We start from the raw sequence: 24852 nt of genomic DNA, 5'->3' as shown, positions 1-24852 counted from the left end.
CCGGCGCTCCCGGCTCGCCGGAGGCGCCCCGACAGGAGGACATCGCCATGAGTGCCGCCGCCACGCCGAGCGGCCCCGACCTGGCCGCCGGCATCCCCCTGAGCGACCTGCCCGAGGGCGAGACGATCCGCGGCCATGTCGGCAACAAGGCCGTGCTGCTCGCCCATACCCGGGAAGGGTTGCATGCCGTCGGGGCCCGATGCCCCCACTATGGTGCGCCGCTGGACGAGGGACGGATCGTCGGCGACACCCTGCGCTGCCCCTGGCATCACGCCTGCTTCGCCCTGGGCAGCGGCGAGGCCCTGGGTGCGCCGGCGCTGGACGATCTGCCCCGCTGGCGGACCGAGGTGGTGGACGACCGCGTCTTCGTGCGTGAGGCCGTCGGTGGCGGAGCGCCCCGGCGCCCGGCTCGCTCGCCGGCGTCGGTGGTGATCGTCGGGGGCGGGGCGGCCGGGGAAGCCGCCGCCGAAACGCTGCGCCGGGAGGGCTACGCCGGCCCGGTGACGATCCTCAGCGAGGATCCGGCGCCGCCCTGCGACCGGCCCAACCTGTCCAAGGACTACCTGGCCGGGAAGGCCAAGGCCGAGTGGATCCCGCTGCGCGGTGACGACTTCTATGCCCGCCATGACATCACGCTGCGGCTGGGCACCGCCGTGGCATCGATCGAGCCCGACGCCTCACGGGTCCACCTCGCCGACGGCGGGGCCCTCGACTACGGCGCCCTGCTGCTGGGCACCGGCGCCGAGCCGGTCCGCCTGGCGGTCCCCGGTGCAGAGTCGCCGCAGGTGCACTATCTCCGCAGCCTCGCCGACAGCGAGGCGATCATCGCCGCGGTCGAGGCCGGTGCGCGCCGGGCCGTGGTGGTGGGGGCCAGCTTCATCGGCCTGGAGGTGGCGGCCTCGCTGCGAAGCCGCGGACTCGAGGTCCGGGTGGTCGCCCCCGAGGCACGCCCCCTGGCGCGCATCATGGGCGACGTCCTGGGCGACTTCGTTCGCGCGCTGCACGAGTCGAAGGGGGTGAGCTTCCACCTGGGCCGGGCGGTCTCGGCCATCACCGACCGGGCGGTGGAGCTCGACGACGGCACCCGGCTGGACGCCGACCTGGTGGTCGTCGGCATCGGCGTGCGGCCGCGCACGGCCCTGGCCGAGGCCGCGGGCCTGGACGTCGAGGACGGCATCCTGGTCGACGATTCCCTGGAGACCCGCGTGCCCGGCATCTATGCCGCCGGCGATGCGGCCCGCTGGCCGGATCCGGTGAGCGGCGAGCATGTGCGCATCGAGCACTGGGTGGTGGCCCAGCGCCAGGGGCAGCGCGCCGCCCGCCACATGCTCGGTGTCGGGGAGGCCCGCCCCGCCGTGCCCTTCTTCTGGAGCGAGCACTACGGGATCGGCATCAACTACGTGGGCCACGCCCCCACCTGGGAGCGCATCGAGACCGACGGCGACCCCGCCGCCCACGACTTCACGGCCCGCTTCCTCGCCGGGGGGCACCCCCTGGCGGTGGCCACCATCTTCCGCGACCGCGAGAGCCTCGCGGCCGAGGCCGAGCTGGAGGCCCGCTACGCCGGCACCGGCGACCGCCGGCGTTGACCGCTCGTCGCGAGACGCCCGGATGGCGGGCCGAGGCGCGTCACGTCCGACCGGCGCCCAGGGCGAAGAGCCGCCCATGGCGGGCCGAGGCCATCGGCAGGCCGGCCCGGGCGAGCGCCTGCCAGAGGGCGACCTGGTTGGCGGTCAGCACCGGCCTCTCGAGCGCCCGCTCGAGGGCCCCCACCGCCGCGGTGGCCCGGAAGCCGTTGCCGCCGATGAAGACGGCGTCGACCTCCGCCGGCACCCGGGCGCGGACCCAGTCGCAGACCACCCCGGGGTCCACGCCCAGCTGGCCGGCCGGCAGTTCGTCGAAGGCGATCGTCGCCGGGGCATGGAAGGCCACCTCGAAGCCCGCCCGGCGGAAGTAGTCGCCCCCCAGGGCATCGGTCTCGTCCGGGAACCAGGGCGGATGGATCAGCGCCAGCCGCCGGGCTCCCAGCGCCTCCAGGGCCGCGACGGCGGCGCGGCAGGGCACCACCACCGGCACCCCGCCGGCCCTGGCCTCCAGGCGCTGCTGCAGGGTCGCGTCTCCCGCGGCCCCGTCCACATAGCTGCTGCTGGTGAAGCCGTAGACGATGGCCTCCAGGGGCGCGGCGGCCAGCAGCTCCACGGCATCGTCCACGCCGGGCCCCGCCGCGAAGGCCCGCACGGCGGCCGCGCCCACCAGCCGCGCCCCGGCCGCGACGCCGAACTGGGCCCGGGCCGCATGGATGGAGATGCCCGCCGGGGCCATCGCGGCCAGCTCGAACTCCGGTATCAGGTCGAAGTGCGGGGTCACCACGCCGACCCGGCCGCACCAGCCTTGTCTGCATTCGGGTACGTCATCCGTCATGGCCGGCCTCCTCGCGCCGACCGGCCCGCCTCCCTGCGGAAGCGGGCCGTCCTGGTGAGGGTCAACCCCACCGCTGTCCGAGCCGGTCCAACCCCGCCCTGGCCAGGTCCTCGGGCGCCATGGCGATGTGCACGTCGCATTCGGCCTCGAAGGCCAGGAAGAAGGGCTCGGCGAGCGAGGGCAGCTGGGCGGAATCCTCGATGTCGACGACGAAGACGCCGCCCCGATGCCCGTCGGGGTCATAGAAGTAGGCGGCCTCGGGCTGGAGCTCGTCGAGGATCGACTGGATCGCCGCCCCTGCCGTGCCGTCGCGAACCATGGCGTTGAAGGGCTCGTGGGGAATCCGGACATTGATCAGCACACGCATGAGCTTGCCTCCCGCATCGGGGATGTCATGGCCGGCATGGGAGAACTCCTCCGCCCGCGAGCCACCCGGTCACTTCGCCGGCGCCGTCCTGCCCTCCCCCGGCACCCCCCGAGGGGAGCGGGTGGCGGTCACCGCGCGCATGATCGCCTCCGGGGTCGCGGGGGCGACGAGCGGTGGGGCGACCCGGTGGTCGGCCAGGCTGGCCACGGCGTCGCGGATCGCGAAGAACACCGAGAACGCCAGCAGCAGCGGCGGCTCGCCCACCGCCTTGGAGCGCAGGATGGTCGGCTCGCGATTGCGGTTGTCGAACAGCCGGGTATGCAAGACCGGCGGGCAGTCGTTGGTGGCGGGGATCTTGTAGGTGGAGGGGGCGTGCGTCATCAGGCGCCCGTCCGGGTTCCACCACAGCTCCTCCAGGGTCAGCCAGCCCATGCCCTGGAGGAAGGCGCCCTCGACCTGGCCGATGTCGATGGCCGGGTTGATCGAGTCGCCGGCGTCGTGGAGCAGGTCGGCCTGCAGCAGCTTCCACTCGCCGGTCAGGGTGTCGACGACGACCTCCGACACCGCCGCGCCGTAGGCGAAGTAGTAGAAGGGCCGGCCGGTCATGCTCAGCCGGTCCCAGTGCAACTTGGGGGTGGCGTAGAAGCCGTCCGACCAGAGCTGCACCCGAGCCTGGTAGGCCTGGGAGGCGAGCTCGGCGAAGGCGATGGCGTTGCCGTGGACCCTGACGGTGTCGTCGGCGAACTCGACGGCCTCCGGGGAGCCGCCGAAGCGGGCCGCGGCGAACGCGGCCAGGCGGGTCCTGATCCGGCGGGCCGCGTCCTCGGCGGCCTTGCCATTGAGGTCAGCCCCGGTGGAGGCCGCGGTCGCCGAGGTGTTGGCCACCTTACTGGTGTCGGTGGCCGTGGCCCGCACCTGGTGCAGGCCGATGCCCAGCTCGTGGGCCACGACCTGGGCGACCTTGGTGTTGAGCCCCTGGCCCATCTCGGTGCCGCCGTGGTTCACCAGCACCGAGCCGTCCGTGTAGACGTGCACCAGGGCGCCCGCCTGGTTGTAGTGGGCCACGTTGAAGGAGATACCGAACTTCACCGGCGTCAGCGCCAGGCCCTTCTTGAGCACCGGGCTGTCGGCGTTGAAGGCACGGACCGCCTCGCGGCGCCGCCAGTACCCGCTGGAGGCCTCGAGTTCGTCCACCAGCTCGGGGAGGACGTTGTCCTCGACTGTCTGGCCATAGGGGGTGAGGTCGCGCTCGCCCCGGCCGTAGAAGTTCCGCTTGCGCACCGCCAGGGGATCCTGGCCGAGCTCGCGGGCGATGGTGTCGAGGAGGTACTCGGTGACGATGGCCCCCTGGGGCCCGCCGAAGCCGCGGAAGGCGGTGTTGGACTGGGTGTTGGTCTTGCCGCTCAGGGCCTGGATGTCGACGTCGCTCAGGTAGTAGGCGTTGTCGACGTGGCAGACGGCGCGGGTCGCCACCGGCGCCGAGAGATCGGCCGAGAAGCCGGCCCGGGAGGTCATCTCGAGCTTGAGCGCCCGGACACGGCCGTCGTCGTCGAAGCCGACGTCGTAGGCGTAGTGAAAGCCGTGGCGCTTGCCGCTGATCAGGAAGTCGTCGTCGCGGTCCAGGCGCAGCTTGACCGGGCGGCGCAGCCGGTGGGCGGCCACCGCGGCGACGCAGGCGAACAGCGCCGACTGGGATTCCTTGCCGCCGAAGCCCCCGCCCATGCGCCGGGTCTCCACGACCACCCGGTGGGAGCGCAGGTTGAGGGCATGACAGACGACCCGCTGCATCTCCGTCGGGTGTTGGGTGGAGCACCAGACCTGGAGGGTGTCGTCCTCCCGCGGCGCCACATAGGCCACCTGCCCCTCGAGGTAGAAGTGCTCCTGGCCGCCCACCCGGAACTCGCCGGCCAGCCGCCGCGGCGCGCCGGCCAGGGCGCGCGGGGCGTCGCCGCGCTTGAGATGCATGGGGGGCAGCACGTAGGCCTGCTGGCGCTTGGCCGCCTCCGGGGTCAACACGGCCGGCAGGTCCGCGTAGTCGACGCTGGCCCGGCGGGCGGCGCGGCGGGCGGCGTCGTGGGACTCGGCCAGCACCGCGAAGATCGGCTGGCCGCAGTACTGGACGTGCTCCGCCGCCAGGATGGGGTCGTCATGGACGATGGGGCCGCAGTTGTTCTCGCCGGGGATGTCCGCCGCCGTGAGCACCGCGACCACGCCGGGGGAGGCGCGGACCGCCGACAGGTCCAGGGCGGTGATCTCGGCGTGCGCCCGCTCGCTCAGCCCCAGGGCGGCATGCAGGGTGCCCGCCAGGGGCGGCATGTCGTCCACGTAGGTCGCCTCGCCGGCCACGTGGAGGTGAGCCGATTCGTGGGGATGGGGCGCATGGGCGGCGCCCGCCGGGGCCTGGTGCCCGGTGGAGTGGGAATGGGTCGTCATAGGGGCTCCTCGCCGGGCTCCGCGAAGACGCTGACGCGGCTCGCCGGCAGGGGGTCGTCTTCCCGCGTCTCGAGATGGAAGCGATACAGCAGGTTCTGGGCCGTCTGCAGGCGGTAGGCCTCCGTGGCCCGCATGTCCGTCAGCGGCGAGTAGTCCTCGGCCAGGGCCGCCATCGCCGCACGGGCGGTGGCCTCGGTCCAGGACTGGCCGCTCAGGGCGGCCTCGCACTTGGCGGCGCGGGCGGGGGTGGCGGCCATGCCGCCGAAGGCGACACGGGCGGAGGCGATCCGCCCTCGGTCGAGGCGGATGGCGAAGGCGGCGCAGATGCCGGAGATGTCGGAGTCGAAGCGCTTGGCCACCTTGTAGGTGCGGAAGCGCTGGTCGGCCGGGGGCCGGGGCACCTCCACGGCCTCGACGATCTCGTCGTCCTGCAGCGCCTGCTTCATGTAGCCGAGGTAGAGATCCTCGAGCGGCAGGCAGCGGCTGCCCTCGCGGCTGCGCAGCGCCACCCGGGCGCCGACGGCGATGAGCCAGGGCATGGAGTCGCCGATCGGCGAGCCGTTGGCCACGTTGCCGCCGAGGGTGCCCGCATTGCGGATCGGCACCGAGGCGAAGCGCTCGCCCATCTCGGCGGCCTCGGGATAGTGGCGGATCAGCGCCGCGTAGGCCGCGGTGAGCGACGCCCCGGCCCCGATGCGCAGGCCGTCGTCGTGCTCCTCGATGGCGTGCAGCTCGGCGACGTCGCCGACATAGAGGATATCCCCCAGGTCGCGGAGGTCCTTGGTGACCCAGAGGCCCACGTCCGTGCCCCCGGCGAGGATCGTCGCCCGGGGATGGGCGGCGCGCAGCTCGACCAGCGCCTCCAGGGTGCGGGGCACGAAGAAGCGCGCCCCGTCCGCCTCGTAGACCCAGGACTCATGGCGTTGCAGCGGCACCAGCCCGGCACGCACCGCCTCGTGGTCGAAGGCCACCACGGGCAGGTCGAACATCGCCTCCGCGGCGTCGAGGATCGGCCGATAGCCCGTGCAGCGGCAGAGGTTGCCGGTCAGGGCGTCACCCAGGGCCCGGCGGCTCGGCCGCGCTCCCTCCCCCTGGTGGGCGATGTACTGGCCCCACAGGGACATGACGAAGCCCGGCGTGCAGAAGCCGCACTGGGAGCCGTGATGATCGACCATGGCCTGCTGGACCGGATGCAGGCCGCCGTCCGCCTGGCGCAGATGCTCCACCGTGAACAGCGCCTTGCCGTCCAGGGTCGGCGCGAAGCGGATGCAGGCGTTGACGGCCTGGGCCTTGAGCCCCATGCCATCCGGCTCGGCGAGCACGACGGTACAGGCGCCGCAGTCGCCCTCGGCGCAGCCCTCCTTGGTGCCGGTGAGGCGCAGGTCCTCGCGGAGGAGCTGCAGCACCGTGCGGGTCGGGGCGATGCCGCCGACGGCCATGGGCTCGCCGTTGAGCAGGAAACGGATCGCGTCCGCGCGAGCCGGCGGTGGCGGGTGATGCTGGGCCATGGGTCGCTCCCGGAATGGATGGCGTCGCGGGTGGTGCAGGCCGCGATCCCTCGGTCGCCCCGCCCCTCGGCGTCAGCCGTCACGCTCCGAATCGTCGCTGGCCGGCGGCGCGATTTCCTCTTCCGCCTCCTGGACCAGCTTGAGCCTGGCCTGTCCAAGCAGTATAGCCCCAAGGATCAGGTACCCCCACATCATCGGCGAGGTGAGCGACGGCCAGTGGAGCTCGGCGTCATGGATGACGCCGACGCTGCTGAGCACCGCCGCCGCCACCGCCACCATCACCGCGTGGTGGATCCGCCGGTCGATCAGGTAGGCCGTGAAGGCGCCCCACAGCATGCCGCTGACGATGGCGCCGTTGGCCAGGGCGGACTGGCCGATCACGTGGGCCCCCTGGCCGATCATCGTGCTGACGAAGGCGTCGTCCATGAGGCCGGGCACGTTCTCCAACCCCATGTCGCGCAGCGCATTGAGCACGGAGCCCCACTTGACGATGACGATGTTGGAGACGTGGGGGATGAAGGCGATGGCCACCGCCACGTGGTGCTTGGGCTCGCAGGAGCGGAAGGAGACGGCGATGATCGAGATGCCGACGAAGACCAGGATCGGGGCCACCGCCGCTTCGGGGATGAGGTTGCCGAGGAAGGCCACCAGACCGAACAGGGCGCCGACGAAGAACACCAGGCCCACGCCCAGCGCATAGCCGGAGCGCGCCTGCATGCGCTTGTAGGCCGGGTGGCCGATGTACACCGTGGTGGGGAAGGGCGAGCCGAAGACCCCGCCGAGCATGGTGCCGACGCCGTCGGTGACCTGGCAGAAGCCCACCGGATAGCGGTCGCCCACGACCTCGGCCGACTCCACGTTGTTCATGGTCTCGATGAAGTTGTAGACCTGCACCGGGATCAGCACGGCGAACAGCTCGGGATGCGCGAACAGGTGCTGCAGGCCGACCATGAGGTCGCCGACATAGGGCAGCGGCAGATAGAACCCCACGCCCTCGGCGCTGATCCGCGACTCTCCCAGCGCCAGGGCGACCAGGGTGGCGGCGACCAGGGCGGTCAGGCCGGCCGGCAGGTTGAAGGGCAGCCGGAAGCGCCCCACCAGGCCCCAGAGCACGAAGGCCAGCGCCGTGAAGCCGACGATCGGGCTCTCGTAGATGCGCGCCAGGGCCACGGTGGCGATGAAGACCAGGGCGATGCCCGAGAGGGTGCCCATCATGCCGGCCCGGGGAGTGACCCGCTTCAGCCAGGGCCCGGTCACCGCCCCGGCCACCTCGACCAGGCCGCCCACCACGCCGGCCGCGATCCCCACCTGCCAGGCGAGCACCGGATCGCCGGTGCTCCAGTAGATGGGACCGATCACCCCGAACAGGTAGACGAACATGACCGGCGTGCTGATGCCGTAGGGCAGCGCCGTGACGTCCGTGCGGCCTTCCCGACGGGCCAGGCGCTGAGCCAGATAGACGTAGACCACGATGCCGAGAATGATCGACACCGCCGCCCCGGGGAGGATCCGCCCGAAGACGATCTCGTCGGGCATGTCGAACACGAAGCGGCACACCCCCGAGATGATCAGCAGGTTGGCCAGGGTATCGGCGAACAATGCCCAGAAGCCGCTCAGGTCGCTCCTGGAGAAAATGGGATAGTGCATCGCGCTCCCTCCCCTCGTAAGCCCGCACGCCCGCGGCGACGATGGCTCCGCCGACCGCTCCTCCCGACCGGGAGGACACCCCCAGCATAGGTGAGTCACGGCTGATGAGGCGTCTATCGCACTCGGGCCCTGGCGCGCCCCGGGGTACCGGAACACCGCGGCCTGCTAGCTTGAAGGGTGATGCCGTAGGGAGGACGGGAGATGAGCGACGCCTTCGATATCGCCGACGACCTGGGCCCAGAGAAGGTCCTCTACCTGCACGATCCCGGCACCCAGCTGCGAGCCATCGTGGTCATCGACAACGTGGCGGCCGGGCCGTCGATCGGCGGAACCCGCATGGCCCCGGACGTAAGCCTCGAGGAGTGCGCGCGCCTGGCCCGCGCCATGACGCTGAAGAACGCCGCTGCGGGGCTCTCCCACGGCGGGGCCAAGGCGGTGATCTCCGCCGATCCGCGCATGCCCACCGCCGACAAGGAACGGCTGATGCGGGCCTATGCCTACGCCATCCGGGAGATCACGGACTACATCCCGGGGCCGGACATGGGCACCGACGAGATCGCCATGGCCTGGGTCCACGACATGATCGGGCGCTCGGTGGGCCTGCCCCGGGAGCTGGGCGGCATCCCCCTGGACGAGATCGGCGCCACGGGATACGGCCTGGCCGCGGCGGTGGAGACCGCCCAGCCCCATGGCGACTTCCGCCTCGAAGGCGCCCGCATCGCCATCCAGGGCTTCGGCGCCGTGGGCATGCACGCCGCCCGCTACCTCGCCCGGCGAGGGGCCGTACTGGTGGCGGCCAGCGACTCCGACGGCACCCTCGTCCAGGAGAAGGGGCTGGACGTGGAGGCGCTGATCGACTGGAAGCGCGGCGGCCATCCGGTGGGCGGCTTCAAGGGCGGCGCGGCCCGGGAGCGCGACGCCATCATCGACGTGGATTGCGACGTCTGGATTCCCGCGGCCCGCCCCGACGTCATCCACGAGGACAATGTGGACCGCCTCCGGGCCGGGATCGTGGCCGAGGGCGCCAACATCCCGATCACCGAGGCGGCGGAACGGCGCCTGGCCGAGCGCGGCGTGCTGGTGCTCCCGGACTTCATCGTCAACGCCGGCGGGGTGATCTGCGCCGCCGTGGAGTATCGCGGGGGCAGCCAGAACGAGGCCCTGCGGCGCATCGAGGAGAAGATCCGCCACAACCTGGACGAGGTGCTGCGCCGAGCCAGGGTCGATGGCGTGATCCCCCGCACCGCGGCCTACGACATGGCCCGCGAGCGGGTCTGCACCGCCATGCGCTTCCGGCGGCCCTGGTGAGGCTCGCCCCTCCCGCCGGCGACGAGGCGGCGGCCGGCTGCCCCGTCCTCCCCGCGCCGGCCCGGGGCGCTAGCCAACCGCGGTTCGGGTGACAGCGTCCCCATCTCTCGGCGCGCATCCACCAGGCCGCAGGAGCCGCGCAGAGATCGCTCGCATGTCGTATATTAACTCTCGCTTCTCGAAGGCCGGCGCCCCGGCCTTCGGTCTGCCCCCGGCCGAGGCAGGGACGCCATGCCGACGACGCAAGAAATTCAAACAAGTGTTTGCATTTGCGCCCGAATCGGCTAACCTTGTTTTCGAACACTGTTCTACAACTCCATGGACCGGAGACTCTCCATGCCCACCGCTATCGCCTCCCCTCGACGCCATCGCGAGGTACGCCGATGACCACCGATTCGCTGCTGATCCAGGTGCTGCTCTACGTCTTCCTGCCCCTGTGGGGACTGGCCGGTTTCGTCGACTGGTGCTGCCACCGCGCCACCCGCATCGAGGCCACCTCGGGGCTCAAGGAATCGCTGATCCACTCGCTGATGGGCCTCCAGGTCGGCCTCCCGATCCTTCTGTGCCTGCTCTTCGAGGTCAACGTCCTGGTGCTGCTGATCTGCCTGGCGGCCTGGGTGCTGCACGAGCTGGTCGCCCACTGGGACGTGCACTATGCCGCGCCTCGCCGGCATATCGGCATCTGGGAGATGCACGCCCACAACTACCTGGCCAGCCTGCCCTTCTACATGCTGGCCATGATCGCGGTGATCAACGGGCCGGTGGTGATCGACCTGCTGACCCTGGACTGGGCGGGCCAGCTGTCGCTGGTGCCGCTGGATAGCCCCCATGGCGGCGACGGCTACCTGCCCGGCTACCTGACCTTCATGGCGGTGCTGGCGATCTTCCCCTACACGGAGGAGAACCTGCGCTGCCTGATCTACGCCCTGAAGCGCCGGAGGTCGGCATGAGCGTCTACATCACCAGCACCGGCCATCACTTGCCCGGCGAGCCGGTGGACAACGCGCGCATCGAGGAGGTGCTGGGCCGGGTGCACGGCAAGCCCAGCCGGCTCAAGCGGCGCATCCTCGAGGCCAACGGCATCCAGACGCGCCACTACGCCATCGACGCCGAGCATCGCACCACCGTCAGCAACGGCGAGATGGCCGCCCTCGCCGGGCGCGACTGCCTGGAGCGGGGGTACGTGCCCGACCCGCGCCTCGACATGCTCAGCGTGGCCACCAGCCAGGGCGACCTGGTGCTGCCGGGCTTCGGCAGCATGGTCCAGGCCGAGCTGGGCCTGCCGGACCTGGAGCTGCACACCAGTCACGGCATCTGCTCGAGCAGCATGATGGCCCTGAAGGCGGCCTATACCGCGATCCGGGCCGGCGAGCACGGCAATGCCCTGGTGGTCGCCAGCGAGCTGGCCTCGCGGCTGTTCAAGGCCAGCCGCTTCGAGGCCGCCGGCGCCACCCCGGACTTCGACGCCGAGTTCCTGCGCTGGATGCTCTCCGACGGCGCCGGAGCCCTGCTGCTGGAGGACCGGCCCCGGGGGCCGAGCCTGCGCATCGACTGGATCCGCGGGATCTCCCACGCCGATGCCTTCCCGGTGTGCATGAGCGTGGGCCGGCCGAACGGCCGGGGGCGCTTCGCCAGCTGGCAGGACTACCCCAGCTACGCCGAGGCCGAGGCCGACGGCGCCCTGCTTATCCGCCAGGACGTGCGGCTGCTCGATCGGCTGGTCAAGCTCGGCGTGGACGGCCTGCTGCGGTTGATCGACGAGGGCCGGGTCAGGGTCGACGAGGTCGACCACCTGCTGTGCCACTACTCCTCGCACCACTTCCGCGGCCGGATCTTCGACCTGCTCACCCAGGCCGGCGCCGCCATCCCCGAGAAGAAGTGGTACACCAACCTCTACACCCGCGGTAACACCGGCTGCGCCTCGCTGTTCATCATGCTCGACGAGTTCCTCCGTAGCCACGAACTCGCCGAGGGCGAGACCCTGCTGTGTTTCGTGCCCGAGAGCGGGCGCTTCAACAACGTCTACATGCACCTCACCGTGGTCCGGGAGGACACCCCATGAGCGACAAGGTCACCACCGCCGAGGGCCAGGCCTGCCTGCAGGGCTTGCTGCGCACCTGGTTCGACTTCGAGCGACAGCTGAGCCGCGTGCCGATCATCCAGCGCCTGGAACGCGGGCGCTTCACCCTGGAGGACCACCGCCGGCTGCTGTGCCACCTGCGCCAGCAGGTGATCGAGGGGGCCCGCTGGATCACCCGCGGCGCCTCGAGCTTCGATCGCGACTTCGCCGACGTGCGCTCCCTGGTGATCGAGCACGCCCGGGAGGAGCACCGCGACTACGAGATGCTGGAGGCCGACTACGTGGCCGCCGGCGGCGAGCGCGAGGCGATCCTCGCGGCCGAGCGCAACGCCGGCAGCGAGGCCCTGCACGCCTTCATGATGTACCGCGCCGGCCAGCCCAACCCCGTCGACCTGATCGGCGCCATGTGGATCATCGAGGGCCTGGGCCAGAAGATGGCCGCCGACTGGGCACGGCGCATCGACGCGGCCACCGGCGGCGACGGCGAGCATACCCGCTTCATGCGCTACCACGGCGACAACGACGACGCTCACCTGGACAAGCTCTACGCGCTGATCGACCGGCTCTGCCGCGGCGAGGCGGACCGGCGGGCCATCCTGCGCACCGCCCGGGTGGTGGGCCGGCTCTATGCCCTGCAGCTCGAGGAGGTCGACCATGAGCCGGCGTAGCCCCTACCTGCGGGCCGTGGAGGTCGACGACACCCTGCCGATCGACCCGGCGGCGGTACGGCTGTGGCTCGACGACGTCGAGCGCCCCACCCGCTGGTCGCTGCGCCCGCTGCTGCAGCTGGTGCTCGGCGCGCTGCTGCACCTCACCTGGTTCGTCAAGCGCCTGCCGCTGCCCCAGTTCCGCGCCCACGGACTGCTGCAGCGGCTGATCTGCTGGTTCTGCCGCCATGTGGTCAGCCCCGAGGCCAACCTGCTGATCCTGCGCCACTACGCCACCGAGTCGAACATCATCAACTTCCTGATCGACAACGGCGCCGCCGACGGGGTCGCGCCCCTGACGCTCTATCCCCGCCGGATCGAGGAGATGCTGACGGCCAGCTTCGTGGATCACGACCAGGAGCTGTTCCGGGCCTTCGCCGAGATGGGGCCCTGGCGCCCGGGCGACACCCCGCGCCCCGCGGCGGCGCTGCGCTGGGATCACTGGCGCCCGCTGGACATGGCCGACTATGCGGTGCCGCGGCGACGCACCCAGGTGCTGGACTTCGAGAGCGCCCACGTGCTGTTCATGTGCCTGTTCTGCCTGCTGCTGACCCGCGAGGAGTACCGCGACGCCATCAACGGCTTCAACCTGGACCAGTCCATCGCCCTGCGGGTGGGGGAGCTGATCGGCGACCCGACGCTCGGCGAGCTGGCCTACAACAAGTATCCCCACTACCTGGTCGGGCCCTGGAACCTCAGCCGGCGCTTCCTGATGCACGGCTTCTTCACCGAGCATCTCTACGCCCGGCTGGAGCGCCTGCGCACCGCCTGACGTGACTTCCGGCGCCGGCTTGGCCATATTGGTCGGGTGCACGATGCACCCCGGACGGCGCGGGCGGACGCTGCCCTCGAGAGGCGACACCGCGTCGTCCACGACCCACATCGCAAGGAAAAGGACTATGTCGTCGATTCATCGCCGGGCCGCGCTCGTGGCCCTTCCGCTGCTGGGCCTGGCCAGCGGCGCCCAGGCCCTGGAATGGGAGGCCACCCCCACCTACGGCACCGTGAACCTCAACTCCGGCTTCCAGCCCGACCCCTACATGACCTCGCTGTCGGCCGGCGGCAGCCGCTCGGCCAGCGAGGCCGGCCCCAACTGCAGCGGCTACGTCAGCGGCACGCCGGACCTGGACCTCAACTACCAGGCCGGCCAGTACCAGCTGAGCATCTACGCCGAGTCCCGCAGCGACATCACCCTGGTGGTCTACGACGCCGCCGGCAACTGGCACTGCAACGACGACTTCTCCACCGCCTCGGGCACCAATCCCGGCATCACCTGGAGCAACCCGCCCTCCGGCAACTACAACGTCTGGGTCGGCACCTACGCCGCCGGCGAGCTGCCCGAGGCGACGCTGCACATCTCCGAGGCCAGCCCGTCCTGGGGCGGCGGCGCCCCCGCCTCCGCCACCGGCGGCTCGGCACAGGGCATCGAGTGGGGCGACAACACCAGCCGCTGGGCCAACGACGGCGAGTGCGACGATCCGCGCTTCGGCGGCCCCGGCGTGCACTCCCTCAACATCGACGAGGACCGCTATCACGATGCCAACGACTGCCGCTCGCTCTACGAACAGGGCCAGATCTACCTGAAGTGAGCCCCGCCGGGCGCCGGCGACCGCCGGTGCCCGCTCCCGGTGACCTAGTGGTTCTTGACCCGCCAGATACGCCACCCCAGCAGGCCGATGATCAGTACCGCCAGGGGCCCGAAGAGCAGCGCGGCCCGGCGCGGCGCGATGGGCATGCCCAGCGCCTCCAGGCTGCCCAGCGCCAGCTCGATCAGGCTGAAGATGTAGTAGCTGATGACGATGATCGACAGCCCCTCGACGGCCTTCTGGATCTTCAGCTGGCTGCTGGTGCGCTCGTTGAGGCTGCGCAGCATCTCCACGTTCTGCTCCTCGATCTCCACCTGGGCGCGGGTCCGCAGCAGGTCGTTGAGGCGCGAGACGTTCTCGGCCAGGCGTTCCTGGCGGCGATCCACCGCCGCGCAGTAGCGCACCGTGGGCTGGAAGCGGCGCATCAGGAAGACGCCCAGCCGCTGGCAGTCGCCGACCCGCGTCTCGCGCAGCTCCTCGACCCGGGCGAAGACGATCCGCGCATAGGCCTCGGTGGCGGCGAAGCGGTGCCGGCTGCGGGCGCCGCTGCGCTCGAGGCGTGCCGACAGCGAGGCGATGGCCGCCAGCAGCGGACGCGGCCCCTCGGGGTGGTCCTCGGCGTTGCGATCGGAGAGCTCGCCGAGCTCGGCCTCGTAGCCCGCCAGCTCGCCGCCCAGCGACTTGGCCAGGGGCAGCGCCAGCGACGCCATCATGCGATAGGTCTCGATCTCCAGCAGGCGCCGGGCGATGCGCCCCAGGCGGAAGTCGTTGAGCGCCTGGTTGACGACCAGCAGGCGGTTCACCCCGGCCGCGTCGAGGCGGAAGTCGCTCCACACGGTGGCGTCGCCGCCGGCGACCCGGGAGCCCGCGGGATCGCGGAAGCCGTAGTGGGCGGTATCCCCGGCCCAGCTGGCCTCGGTCTCCACGCGCAACAGGGTGGCGTTGATCAGGGCATCGCGGTGCGTCTCGGCGATCTCGGCCAGCCGCGGCGGCGGCGAGGGCCAGACCGGGTCCTCCCCGGCCAGGGGCACCATCAGCGTCAGGGTGAAGAATTCGGTGTGGCGCTCCCACTTCAGCACCTGGCCGCCGTCCAGGGTCAGGATGCCCTGGACGGCGCCGGGCGTCGGCGAGGCGCCGGCGAGCTCGCAGAGCCGCCGGACGATGCCGTCGCCGACGCCGTCGGTGTCGAGGAAGGCGTAGTGATGGAGGTGCGCCGGCCCGGCGAAGTAGATCGAGGGGCGGGCATGCAGTTCGTTGTGCAGTTGTTCGCGCAGGGGATGCATCATCGGGTCCGACAGCGGGGACAAGGGCTCGAGCCTAAAGTCCCCGCGCCCGGCTTCCAACCGCCGCCGACGCCGGCATCGCCGACGGGGCCGGGGGCACCCGCCTCGCATCACGGAAAATCAACGACTTGCCGACCCGCGGCGTCGGCCTGCGTCACTATGCCCCACCCCGCCGGAGGTCGGCATGGGCCCCGCGCACCTGGCCGGGCGCCCTATCATCCCGCGGTCATCCTTTCCCGGCATGCTGGCGCCTCCCGCGGCGCGCCGTCCCGGCGTGCCCCTGTCCGTCCCTGGAGACGCCATGGCCGACCATCGCCTCCTCGAGGTCTTCCGCGCCTTCCTGGCGCTGGGGCTCAGCGCCTTCGGCGGCCCCGTCGCCCTGGGCCTGATACGCGCTCGGCCAGGTGGCGGCCATCGCGCTGCTGGCGGCCTGGGAGGTGGTGCTGGTCTGCGGCTCGGGCGGCATGCTGCTGGGCCTGCCGTCCGCCGGTTGAGGGGGCGCCGCGGCGCCCTCAGCCCTCGTGGGCGGCCTTGAGGCGGTAGAACTCCTCGACCACGGCGTCCATGGCCGCGGCGTCGTAGTCGCACAGGCCGCTGACCACCAGTTTCTTGGAGCCGGTGCCGAGCTCCTCGTCGCCGGCCAGGATGCGGAACTCCAGCAGGGCGTCGCCGCGCTTTCCGGTCACCTCCAGGGAGGAGTCGACCAGCTCCAGGCCCGGCTCGATGCCGTCCAGGCGCTCCAGGGCGAAACCCATGCTGTCGTAGATCACCAGCGGACGCTTGGGGTTGAACATCACCCCCCGCGCTTCCATCAGCGGCTTGAGGTAGTGCGGGAAGTTCTTGCCGGAGAAGGCCACGTAGCAGCGCGTGAAGGCCTCCACCACGGCCTCGTCGCGGGTGGTCTCGCCACTGCGCTCGGCCTCGAGGTAGCACTTGCCGGCCTCGTCGCGGACCCGGATGACGCCGTCGTCGTCGGCGTCGAAGGTCAGCGGCACGTCGGCCCCGACCATGCTCAGGAAGCGGAAGGTCATGCGCTGCGAGAGCCCGAAACGGGCCAGGACCAGGGCGAAGAGCAGGTCGCCGGGCACGCAGAAGCGCCGCGCCCCCGGGTTGTGGATGGGATTGAAGTCACCGGCGACACGCTTGGCGAAGCGGCTCGCCTGCTCCGCGGAGATGCGCAGCTGCGCGCCCGTGCGCGAGTGGTAGTCATCGAGAAACATGCGTCGTGAGCCTGCCCTGAGAGTCGTTGGCGTGGCGGGTCTGTCCACGGCTGTGATCGGAAGCCGCAGATGATGCCACAAAATCCCCCGCGACGGGGGGCGATCGCGGTTTTTGCGCGGCATCAAGGTCGCGCCATTCGGCGCCCTCCCCCCTACCAAAGGGGCAGGCCGTAAAGCGTTTCGATTCAGTCGGCTATGGTAGTGTTCAAGAGATTTCCCGACCCTTCATTCACCTTTTCCGGAAGACCAACGCCATGCTGACCAGCCGTCGCTCGCCGAGCCGGCCCGGGCCGGGCCCACGCCGGCTCGCCCTGCTCCTGTTCGCCTGTCTCGCCCTGCTCGCCCCTCCCGCCCTCGCCGCCACCGGCGAACTCGACCTGACCACCTCCTTCGTCGGCGCCCTGGCGCTGGTGGTCTTCGTGCTGGCCTATGCGCTGGTGATGGCCGAGGAAAAGCTCCACATGCGCAAGTCCAAGCCGGTGCTGGTGGCGGCCGGCATCATCTGGGCGCTGATCGGCTGGGTCTACGTCAAGGCCGGCATCCCCGCCGACTCGGAGCACGCCTTCCGCACCACCCTGCTGGAATTCACCGAGCTGATGCTCTTCCTGCTGGTGGCGATGACCTACATCAACGCCATGGACGAGCGCCGGGTCTTCGATGCCCTGCGCGCCTGGATGGTGCGCAAGGGCTTCAGCTACCGGACCCTGTTCTGGATGACGGGGGTGCTGGCCTTCGTCATCTCACCCATCGCCGACAACCTGACCACCGCCCTGCTGATGTGCGCCGTGGTCACCAAGGTCGCCGAGGGCGACAAGCGGTTCATCAACCTGGCCTGCGTCAACATCGTGGTGGCCGCCAATGCCGGCGGCGCCTTCAGCCCCTTCGGCGACATCACCACCCTGATGGTCTGGCAGGCGGGCATCATCCACTTCCAGGAGTTCTTCGCCCTGCTGGTGCCGTCGCTGGTGAACTTCATCATCCCCGCCGTGGTGATGAGCGCCTTCATCAAGAACCGCACCCCCGCGAGCCTGGAGGAGGACGTCTACCTCAAGCGCGGCGCACGCCGCATCATCGTCCTCTTCCTGCTCACCGTGGCCACCGCGGTGGCCTGCCACACCCTGCTGCACCTGCCGCCGGTGCTGGGCATGATGACGGGCCTGGGCTATCTGCAGTTCTTCGGCTACTACCTGCGCAGGACCCTGCCCCGTTCCCTGGAGCGCAAGCGCACCCGCTACACCCAGCGCGGCGACTGGAAGAAGCTCGAGCAGCTGGGCAGCGTGGTGCCCTTCGACGTCTTCAACCGCGTCGCCCGGGCCGAGTGGGACACCCTGCTGTTCTTCTACGGCGTGGTGATGTGCGTCGGCGGCCTGGGCTTCATGGGCTACCTGGGACTGCTCTCCGACGTGCTCTACACGGAGTGGAACGCCACCTGGGCCAACGTGGCCCTGGGCGTGATCTCGGCGGTGGTCGACAACATCCCGGTGATGTTCGCGGTGCTGACCATGGAGCCGGACATGTCCCACGGCCACTGGCTGCTGATCACCCTCACCGCCGGCGTCGGCGGCAGCCTGCTGTCGATCGGCTCCGCGGCCGGCGTCGCCTTGATGGGGCAGGCACGCGGCAACTACACCTTCATGGGCCACCTGCGCTGGGCGCCGGTGATCGCCCTGGGCTACGCCGCCAGCGTGGCCGCCCACCTGTGGATCAACGCCGACAGCTTCCAGGTCTTCGGCTGATCCCGCCCCGGCGGCCCCGGGCCGCCGGGCGTTGTTCCAGCGTGGACTGTCGCGCCCTTCATTGCCTTCCCGTCATATAGCGATGAAGGTAAGCTGTGCACAATCGTTTGCCGGACCCGGGAGGCGCCCAGGCGTCTTTCCGCGATGACACAACAACAACTATGACCCGAACCGGGACGCACGCAGGGGGAAAGCGTTATCGAACCCTTCCTCACATCGTTGCCGATAGATCCATCATGGAGCATTCCACAGGCATGCCTGCCCGGCGTGAGCCCCTGTCATCATCTCGCCCCGGCCCGGCCGAGGCCATCGCACTGCCCACTCGGGAGGCCGCATGATCCGGCGGCTGGCTAGCGCCCTCGGGCTCCTGCTGCTGCTCGGGGCCATGCCCTGGGCCGCGGCCGACGAGGCCCGGGTACTGCTGGTGGCCAACGCCGGCGTCGACAGCCCTCGCCTGACCCGCGACACCACCCGGGCGCTGTTCGCCATGCGCCAGCGTACCTGGCCCGACGGCCGCGCCGCGCGGATCTTCGTGCTGCCCAACCGCCACCCGGTGCACGCCCGCTTCGTCAAGCAGCGGCTGTCGGTCTACCCCCACCAGCTGCAGCTGGCCTGGGACCGGGTGGTCTTCTCGGGCACGGGCCAGGCCCCCCACCGCGTTGCCACCCAAGCCGAGATGCTCGAGCAGATCGCGACCACGCCCGGCGCCCTGGGCTATCTAGAAAGGGAGTACCTGGATGATCGCGTCCAAGTCATCACCATCCAGTGAAGCACGCCTGGCCGGCATGCTGGGGGCGGCGCTGCTGGCCGCCGCGGCGCCGGTTCATGGCCACGACGAGGGCGCCCTGGACACCCTGCAGCTGCACGGTTTCCTGAGCCAGGCGCTGGTGGTCAGCGACGACAACAACGTCTTCGGCCCCAGCAGCGAGGGCGCCGGCAGCCTTCAGTTCACCGAACTCGGCGCCAACGCCTCGCTGCGCCCCCACGAGGACGTGCTGATCGCCGCCCAGGTGCTCAGCCGCCGCGCCGGCGGCGATGCCAGCGACGCCAGTCCCGAGCTGGACTACGGCCTGATCGACTACCAGCTGCTGTCCGACCAGCGTCGCAACCTGGGCGTCCAGGTGGGGCGCTTCAAGAACCCCTTCGGCTTCTACAACCAGACCCGGGACGTGGCCTTCACCCGGCCCAGCGTGCTGCTGCCGCAGTCGATCTACTTCGACCGCACCCGCTCGCTGGCGCTGTCCGCCGACGGCGTGCTGAGCTACTACGAGGAGCGCCTGCCCCAGGGCACGCTGCGCTTCCAGGCCGGCGTCGGCCGCGTCCAGGCCGGCGACGACCTGCGTCGGACCCTGCGCCTGGACGACTTCTCCGGCGACCTCGACCCGGAGACCTCGGCCATCGGCCAGATCCGCTACGAGCACGACGGCGGCCGCATCGTCGCCGCCATCGGCACCGCCGACGTGGGCGCCCACTTCGACTCGCGCCAGCCCGGGCTCAGCGACGGCGACTTCTACTTCCGGCCCTGGATCCTGTCGCTGCAATACAACGCCGAGCGCTGGAGCCTCACCGGGGAGTACGCGCTGCGCGAGTCGGGGCTGGAGAACTTCAACGACCCGCGGCTCAACTTCGACACCACCGGCGAGAGCTGGTACCTGCAGTACACCCGACGCTTCCTCGACGACTGGCAGTGGCTGATCCGCTACGACAGCCTGGTCAACGACCGCGACGACCCCGACGGCTCGGCGTTCGAGGAGAAGACCGGCGGCGCCATCCCCGCCCATTCCCAGTACGCCCGGGACATCACCCTGGGCCTGCAGTGGACGCCGCTGCCGCGGCTGCTGCTGTCCGGCGAGTATCACCATGTCGACGGCACCGGCTGGCTGCCGCTGCGCGACAACCCCGACCCCGACGAGACCGCGGAGCGATGGAACCTGTGGCTATTCCAGCTCTCGCTGCGCTTCTGAGGCTCGCGAGCCCTTCCTCGGATCAAGGACTGCGGAGAGTATGACCGCCCCCCCCTCCTTCCGGACCCGACGCTCGCTCAGCCTGACCTGGCGGGTGATCGCGCTGAGCAGCCTGCTGCTGCTGGTGCTGGTCTCGCTGTTCACCTGGATCGGCCACCAGAACCTGACCCGCCAGTTCGAGCAGAGCCGCATGCAGCATCACGCCCGCCAGCAGCGCGAGATCGACCTGGCCCTGCGGCGCTCGGAGGAGACGCTGCGCCAGCTCGCCACCCTGGCGGCCGCCTCGCCGCGGCTCGGCCCCTCGCTGCAGGCGGCCGATGCCGAGGGCATCCGCGACGCCCTGCGCCCGCAGTGGCCCAGCCTGCAGCTGGACGCCGGGGTCGACGAGATCCTGGTGCTCGACGCCCAGGGCCGGACCCTGGCCGGCTGGGGCGAGGGGCAGTCCGACAACCACCGCCCGCTGGAGGCCTGGACCGATCGCGTCATGAGCACCGAGATGCCCGTGACCACCCTGCGCTGCGCCGCCGGATGCCGGCAGTACGCCGCCGTGCCGGTGCTGGTCGAGGGCGCCAGCGTGGGGCTGGTGGTGCTGTCCCGCTCGCTGGCCGACGTCATCCGCCAGGCCCGCTCGGTGTCGGGCAGCGAGATCGCCCTGATCGTCTCCGACCGGCCCGCCGAAGGGGCAGAGCCGGACGCGCGGCGGCTCGACGACTGGCAGGGGCGGGTGCTGGCCCTGACCCGCCAGGCCGACGGCCCGGCGCTGCTGCGCGAGGCGGCCCACCGCACCAGCCTGGAGGCCCTCACCGAGGGGCCGCTACGCCTGCGCCACGCCGGCCGCCTGGAGGAGCTGACCGCGGCGCGCCTGGAGGAGGATCGCGACCGCCGCGGCACCGGCTACTTCCTGCTGATCTCCGACATCACCGAGCAGGTCAGGGCGATCGACCAGGACACCCGCCTGCTGCTCGGTGCCGGGGTGAGCGGCTGGCTGGCCGCGGAGCTGCTGCTGCTGGTGATCCTGCTCGGCCCGATGGGCCGCCTGCGCCGGGTGGCCGCCGTGCTCCCGACCCTGGCCCGGGGCGGCTTCGAGCAGGCACGGGACACCATTCCCCAGCAGGCCAGCCGCCTGCCGGACGAGATCGACGTGCTGGAGGACACCACCCTCGAGCTGTCCCGCCAGCTCGAGCAGCTGGAGCGCGAGGTCCAGGCGCGGGGCGAGCAGCTCGCCGAGCGGGTCGACGAGCTGGCCCGGGAACGGGACTTCGTCGGCAGCCTGCTGGACACCGCCCGGGTGTTCATCATCGCCCAGGACGGCGCGGGCCGCATCAGCCTGGTCAACGCCCATGCCCTGAGCGTGCTGGGCGTGCACGAGGACATGCTGATCGGGCGACGCTTCGACGACATCTTCCCGCTGCCCGGGCGCTCCCCGGTGGCCGCGTCCCGCGACGCCGAGCAGGAGGAACGCGGCCTGCTGACCCCGGAGGGCCGCGAGCACACCATCGTCTGGTACCACGCGCCGCTGCCCAGCGGCGAGGCGCACAGCCTGGCGCGGATCTCGGTGGGCCTGGACATCACCGAGCGCAAGGCGGCCGAGGGTCGCCTGACCTGGCTGGCCGAGCGGGACCCGCTGACCGAGCTCTACAACCGTCGCTACTTCCAGGAGGCGATCCAGCAGGCGCTGAACGCCGACGTCGGCGGTGCCGTGCTGCTCCTCGACCTGGACCAGTTCAAGGACGTCAACGAGCTCAGCGGCCATCATGCCGGCGACCGGCTGCTGCGAGAGGTGGCCAGCCTGCTGCAGTTCCACCTGGGCCACCACCACTGCATCGCCCGCCTGGGCGGCGACGAGTTCGCCATCCTGCTGCGCGGTGTCGATGCCGACCGGGCCATCGCCATCGCCCGGCAGTGCAACCAGCTGCTCGAGGGCCTCCACTTCACCGCCGGCGGGCGCCGCCACCGGGCCGTGGCCAGCATCGGCATCGCCCAGTACCCGCTGCACGGCGAGACCCCGGCCGACCTGATGGCCAGCGCCGACGTGGCCATGTACAAGGCCAAGGAGCACGGCCCCCAGCGCTGGCACCTGCTGTCGACCCTGGAGAATGCCAAGGACGAGCTGCAGCAGCGCGTCTACTGGGTGGAGCGGCTGCGCCGGGCGCTGCAGGACGACGACTTCGTGCTGATGGCGCAGCCGATCGTGCGCCTCGAGGACCGCGACGTGAAGCACTACGAGGTGCTGGTGCGCATGCGGGAGGAGGACGGCAGCCTGGTGTCGCCCGCCCACTTCATTCCGGTGGCCGAGCGCAACGGCATGATCGTCGAGCTGGATCGCTGGGTGCTGCGCCACAGCCTGAGGGCCCTGTGCTCCCTGCAGGAGCGGGGCATCAGCCTGTCGGTCAACCTCTCGGGGCAGTCGCTGCACGACAAGGGCCTGGAGCAGTTCCTCGCCGAGGAACTGGCCAGCAGCGGCGCCGACCCCCATCACCTGATCCTCGAGGTCACCGAGACCGCCGCGGTGACCGACTTCTCCACGGCGCGGGGCGTGCTGCAGACGATGCGCGACCTGGGCTGCCGCACCGCCCTGGACGACTTCGGCGTCGGCTTCAGCAGCTTCCATTACCTGGGGCAGCTGCCGGTGGACTACATCAAGATCGACGGCTCCTTCATCCGCAGCCTGACGCTCGACCCCGACAACCGGGTCATCGTGCAGGCCATCGCCGACATCGCCGCCGGCTTCGGCAAGCAGGCCATCGCCGAATTCGTCGATCAGGAACCCCTGGTGCCGCTGCTGCGGGACTACGGCATCACCTACGGCCAGGGCTACCACCTGGGCAGGCCACGCCCGCTGGAGGAGGCCCTGAGCCGCCCGGCATGAACCGCACGACAACGCCAAATGCACCAGTCAGGGAACACCGCAGATGGGAACGACTTCACCGGCGGGGCGCCAGGCGCCCCCGATGTCCACCCGGCTCTACGAACGCTTCCGCGAGCAGTTCGCCTTCCAGCTGGCGCAGGACGAGGCGGACCGGCGACGCATCTATCGCCTGCGCTACGACATCTACTGCGAGGAACTGGGCTACGAACGCCCCGCCGACCCCGCCCACCACCTGGAATACGATGCCTACGACGCCCACTCGATCCAGTGCCTGATCCGGCATCGCGACAGCGGGCTGTCGGCGGGCTGCGTGCGGCTGGTGCTGCCCGATGCCTGCGCCGGGCAGGCGCACCGGCGACTGCCGCTGGAGGCACACTGCGGCGACAGCCTGAACCACGAGCGGCTGCACCCCGCCCGCCTCGACCCCGACGCGATCTGCGAGATCTCGCGCCTGGCGATCTCCCCGCTGTTCCGCAAGCGCTCCACCGACGACGAGATCGAGGGCATCGTGCGCCGCCGCCACGCCTTCACCGACGCCGAGCGCGAGACCTTTCCGCTGATCGTGGTCGGCCTCTTCCTGGCCACCTATGCCCTGCTCGGCCTCTCGCACCGTCCCCACGCCTTCGCCATGATGGACCCGCGCCTGCCCCGGCTGCTGCGGATGTCGGGCTTCCACTTCACCAAGGTCGGCGCGACCATCGACTTCCACGGGCGGCGCAGCGCCTTCTACATCGACCAGCGCCGGGTCGAGGCGGACATGCATCGCGAGCTGATGCCGCTCTACCGGCACATCCAGGCCGAGCTGACGCCACAGCTGGCCGGCGCCATGCCCGCCCGGGCCATGGACTGCTGCTGCTGAGCGAGCCCGCCGCCACCGGCGGGCCGGATCACCGCGGCTTGCGCCGGCGCCGCGACCGTTCAGGGGGAATCAGCTTGACCCGGGCCTTGGGCCGGCGGGGCGCCGAGGGCGGCGCCGGCTCGCCCGGAGCCCGCTTGGGTTCGGGGCGCGCCACCACCACCCAGGCGAAGACCGGCAGGGCCAGGTGCCAGTGGATGGCCGCCAGGCGCAGCCCCAGGGTGGTGGCCAGGGCCGCGGCCACCGTGGCGGCGAAGGGCGTCCCCAGGCCCTGCAGCCCCACGAAGACCACGCCCCCGGCGATCGAGGCGGTGGCGTAGATCTCCTGGCGCAGCACCATGGGCACCCGCCGGGCCAGCACGTCGCGCACCATGCCGCCGGCCACCCCGGTGAGCAGCCCCATCAGCACCGCCACCACCCCGGGGGCGGCCAGGGTCAGGGCCTTGTGGGTGCCGATCACGGTGAACAGCGCCAGGCCGAAGGCATCGGCCACCGGCAGGAAGGTCCGCGACAGCCGATGGATGTAGTGGAAGCCCAGGATGGACAGCGCCACCGTGGCCAGGATCACCCACAGGTAAGCGGGATCGCTGACCCAGAACACCGGGCGCACCCCGAGCACCAGGTCACGCAGGGTGCCGCCGCCGATGCCGGTGACCGCCGCCAGCACCAGCATCCCGAAGGGATCCATCCGCGAGCGGCAGGCCAGGATCACCCCCGAGAGGGCGAACACGATCACCCCCGCCATGTCGAGCCAGTAGACCCACCCCGTCACGTCTCGCCTCCCTCGCGTCTCGTTGCCGCCATCATAGCAGCCCGCCGGGCTCGATCGGTCGTCGTGGACGCCTGCCGGCGCGCCCGGGGCGAGGC

At 71.1% G+C, this 24852-nt stretch carries 20 protein-coding genes; 12 read left to right on the top strand and 8 right to left on the bottom strand.

The annotated features are described in order from the left end of the window. Positions 1–47 precede the first annotated feature (47 nt). Positions 48–1589, top strand: a complete 1542-nt coding sequence (locus QC818_RS00845; RefSeq protein WP_309650931.1) for an FAD-dependent oxidoreductase — start codon at positions 48–50, stop codon at positions 1587–1589. A gap of 40 nt (positions 1590–1629) precedes the next feature. Here QC818_RS00845 and QC818_RS00840 read toward each other — a convergent pair whose 3' ends face one another. From QC818_RS00840 to QC818_RS00820, 5 genes are all read right to left on the bottom strand, one after another. Next, on the bottom strand, positions 1630–2421 hold the full coding sequence (locus QC818_RS00840) for a maleate cis-trans isomerase family protein (RefSeq protein ID WP_309650930.1): 792 nt from the start codon (positions 2419–2421) through the stop codon (positions 1630–1632). A gap of 61 nt (positions 2422–2482) precedes the next feature. Further along, a complete protein-coding gene (locus QC818_RS00835) occupies positions 2483–2788 on the bottom strand; it encodes a hypothetical protein (protein WP_309650929.1) in 306 nt (101 codons plus the stop codon). Positions 2789–2857: 69 nt separating this feature from the next. Further along, complete coding sequence (gene xdhB, locus QC818_RS00830; protein WP_309650928.1) at positions 2858–5221, bottom strand: xanthine dehydrogenase molybdopterin binding subunit; 2364 nt, start codon at positions 5219–5221, stop codon at positions 2858–2860. Next, on the bottom strand, positions 5218–6729 hold the full coding sequence (gene xdhA / locus QC818_RS00825) for a xanthine dehydrogenase small subunit (RefSeq protein WP_309650927.1): 1512 nt from the start codon (positions 6727–6729) through the stop codon (positions 5218–5220). Before xdhA ends, xdhB begins: the two co-directional genes overlap by 4 nt. Positions 6730–6801: 72 nt before the next feature. Beyond that, positions 6802–8376, bottom strand: coding sequence for a permease family protein (locus tag QC818_RS00820; protein WP_309650926.1), 1575 nt, complete (start codon positions 8374–8376; stop codon positions 6802–6804). 201 nt (positions 8377–8577) lie between these two features. Here QC818_RS00820 and QC818_RS00815 point away from each other — a divergent pair, with 201 nt between their 5' ends. The 6 genes from QC818_RS00815 (at position 8578) to QC818_RS00790 (ending at position 14060) form a co-directional block, all read left to right on the top strand. Further along, on the top strand, positions 8578–9684 hold the full coding sequence (locus tag QC818_RS00815) for a Glu/Leu/Phe/Val family dehydrogenase (RefSeq protein ID WP_309650925.1): 1107 nt from the start codon (positions 8578–8580) through the stop codon (positions 9682–9684). Positions 9685–10067: 383 nt separating this feature from the next. Next, entirely contained in the window at positions 10068–10634 is a 567-nt protein-coding gene (locus QC818_RS00810; RefSeq protein ID WP_309650924.1) for a diguanylate cyclase, read from the top strand. Continuing rightward, entirely contained in the window at positions 10631–11746 is a 1116-nt protein-coding gene (locus tag QC818_RS00805) for a beta-ketoacyl-ACP synthase III (RefSeq protein WP_309650923.1), read from the top strand. Before QC818_RS00810 ends, QC818_RS00805 begins: the two co-directional genes overlap by 4 nt. Further along, positions 11743–12432: a hypothetical protein gene (locus tag QC818_RS00800; protein WP_309650922.1), complete on the top strand. Its 690-nt coding sequence runs from the start codon at positions 11743–11745 to the stop codon at positions 12430–12432. Before QC818_RS00805 ends, QC818_RS00800 begins: the two co-directional genes overlap by 4 nt. Then, complete coding sequence (locus QC818_RS00795) at positions 12419–13243, top strand: DUF6999 family protein (RefSeq protein WP_309650921.1); 825 nt, start codon at positions 12419–12421, stop codon at positions 13241–13243. The genes QC818_RS00800 and QC818_RS00795 overlap by 14 nt, the downstream gene beginning before the upstream one ends. Positions 13244–13370: 127 nt before the next feature. Further along, complete coding sequence (locus QC818_RS00790; RefSeq protein ID WP_309650920.1) at positions 13371–14060, top strand: hypothetical protein; 690 nt, start codon at positions 13371–13373, stop codon at positions 14058–14060. A 44-nt stretch (positions 14061–14104) separates the two neighbouring features. On the opposite strand, the gene QC818_RS00785 is transcribed toward QC818_RS00790, so the two are convergent. Both QC818_RS00785 and QC818_RS00780 read right to left on the bottom strand, forming a co-directional pair. After that, on the bottom strand, positions 14105–15343 hold the full coding sequence (locus tag QC818_RS00785; protein WP_309650919.1) for a DUF3422 domain-containing protein: 1239 nt from the start codon (positions 15341–15343) through the stop codon (positions 14105–14107). Positions 15344–15852: 509 nt separating this feature from the next. Then, positions 15853–16560: a DUF3581 domain-containing protein gene (locus QC818_RS00780; RefSeq protein ID WP_309650918.1), complete on the bottom strand. Its 708-nt coding sequence runs from the start codon at positions 16558–16560 to the stop codon at positions 15853–15855. A 254-nt stretch (positions 16561–16814) separates the two neighbouring features. On the opposite strand from QC818_RS00780, the gene nhaD reads away from it, so the two are divergent. The 5 genes from nhaD (at position 16815) to QC818_RS00755 (ending at position 23988) form a co-directional block, all read left to right on the top strand. After that, entirely contained in the window at positions 16815–18296 is a 1482-nt protein-coding gene (gene nhaD, locus QC818_RS00775; RefSeq protein WP_309650917.1) for a sodium:proton antiporter NhaD, read from the top strand. Between the two features lie 334 nt (positions 18297–18630). After that, positions 18631–19065 carry a hypothetical protein gene (locus QC818_RS00770; protein ID WP_309650916.1) on the top strand — a complete coding sequence of 145 codons (435 nt, stop codon included), beginning with the start codon at positions 18631–18633 and terminating at the stop codon, positions 19063–19065. After that, positions 19034–20260, top strand: a complete 1227-nt coding sequence (locus QC818_RS00765; RefSeq protein WP_309650915.1) for a hypothetical protein — start codon at positions 19034–19036, stop codon at positions 20258–20260. Before QC818_RS00770 ends, QC818_RS00765 begins: the two co-directional genes overlap by 32 nt. A gap of 40 nt (positions 20261–20300) precedes the next feature. Further along, positions 20301–23129, top strand: a complete 2829-nt coding sequence (locus QC818_RS00760) for a bifunctional diguanylate cyclase/phosphodiesterase (RefSeq protein WP_309650914.1) — start codon at positions 20301–20303, stop codon at positions 23127–23129. Positions 23130–23172: 43 nt separating this feature from the next. Next, positions 23173–23988, top strand: a complete 816-nt coding sequence (locus QC818_RS00755) for a PEP-CTERM/exosortase system-associated acyltransferase (RefSeq protein ID WP_309650913.1) — start codon at positions 23173–23175, stop codon at positions 23986–23988. Positions 23989–24016: 28 nt separating this feature from the next. Here QC818_RS00755 and QC818_RS00750 read toward each other — a convergent pair whose 3' ends face one another. Beyond that, complete coding sequence (locus QC818_RS00750; protein WP_309650912.1) at positions 24017–24757, bottom strand: trimeric intracellular cation channel family protein; 741 nt, start codon at positions 24755–24757, stop codon at positions 24017–24019. Positions 24758–24852 lie beyond the last annotated feature (95 nt).

This window comes from Halomonas koreensis (assembly GCF_031451675.1).
Taxonomy (GTDB): domain Bacteria; phylum Pseudomonadota; class Gammaproteobacteria; order Pseudomonadales; family Halomonadaceae; genus Halomonas; species Halomonas koreensis.
This window is presented reverse-complemented; position numbering and strand designations above follow the sequence as displayed.

Excerpts from the sequence above, each read along its gene's own strand:
- QC818_RS00845 (WP_309650931.1), top strand. The coding sequence starts at position 48 with ATGAGTGCCGCCGCCACGCCGAGCGGCCCCGACCTGGCCGCCGGCATC.
- QC818_RS00840 (WP_309650930.1), bottom strand. The coding sequence starts at position 2,421 with ATGACGGATGACGTACCCGAATGCAGACAAGGCTGGTGCGGCCGGGTC.
- QC818_RS00835 (WP_309650929.1), bottom strand. The coding sequence starts at position 2,788 with ATGCGTGTGCTGATCAATGTCCGGATTCCCCACGAGCCCTTCAACGCC.
- xdhB (WP_309650928.1), bottom strand. The coding sequence starts at position 5,221 with ATGACGACCCATTCCCACTCCACCGGGCACCAGGCCCCGGCGGGCGCC.
- xdhA (WP_309650927.1), bottom strand. The coding sequence starts at position 6,729 with ATGGCCCAGCATCACCCGCCACCGCCGGCTCGCGCGGACGCGATCCGT.
- QC818_RS00820 (WP_309650926.1), bottom strand. The coding sequence starts at position 8,376 with ATGCACTATCCCATTTTCTCCAGGAGCGACCTGAGCGGCTTCTGGGCA.
- QC818_RS00815 (WP_309650925.1), top strand. The coding sequence starts at position 8,578 with ATGAGCGACGCCTTCGATATCGCCGACGACCTGGGCCCAGAGAAGGTC.
- QC818_RS00810 (WP_309650924.1), top strand. The coding sequence starts at position 10,068 with ATGACCACCGATTCGCTGCTGATCCAGGTGCTGCTCTACGTCTTCCTG.
- QC818_RS00805 (WP_309650923.1), top strand. The coding sequence starts at position 10,631 with ATGAGCGTCTACATCACCAGCACCGGCCATCACTTGCCCGGCGAGCCG.
- QC818_RS00800 (WP_309650922.1), top strand. The coding sequence starts at position 11,743 with ATGAGCGACAAGGTCACCACCGCCGAGGGCCAGGCCTGCCTGCAGGGC.
- QC818_RS00795 (WP_309650921.1), top strand. The coding sequence starts at position 12,419 with ATGAGCCGGCGTAGCCCCTACCTGCGGGCCGTGGAGGTCGACGACACC.
- QC818_RS00790 (WP_309650920.1), top strand. The coding sequence starts at position 13,371 with ATGTCGTCGATTCATCGCCGGGCCGCGCTCGTGGCCCTTCCGCTGCTG.
- QC818_RS00785 (WP_309650919.1), bottom strand. The coding sequence starts at position 15,343 with ATGATGCATCCCCTGCGCGAACAACTGCACAACGAACTGCATGCCCGC.
- QC818_RS00780 (WP_309650918.1), bottom strand. The coding sequence starts at position 16,560 with ATGTTTCTCGATGACTACCACTCGCGCACGGGCGCGCAGCTGCGCATC.
- nhaD (WP_309650917.1), top strand. The coding sequence starts at position 16,815 with ATGCTGACCAGCCGTCGCTCGCCGAGCCGGCCCGGGCCGGGCCCACGC.
- QC818_RS00770 (WP_309650916.1), top strand. The coding sequence starts at position 18,631 with ATGATCCGGCGGCTGGCTAGCGCCCTCGGGCTCCTGCTGCTGCTCGGG.
- QC818_RS00765 (WP_309650915.1), top strand. The coding sequence starts at position 19,034 with ATGATCGCGTCCAAGTCATCACCATCCAGTGAAGCACGCCTGGCCGGC.
- QC818_RS00760 (WP_309650914.1), top strand. The coding sequence starts at position 20,301 with ATGACCGCCCCCCCCTCCTTCCGGACCCGACGCTCGCTCAGCCTGACC.
- QC818_RS00755 (WP_309650913.1), top strand. The coding sequence starts at position 23,173 with ATGGGAACGACTTCACCGGCGGGGCGCCAGGCGCCCCCGATGTCCACC.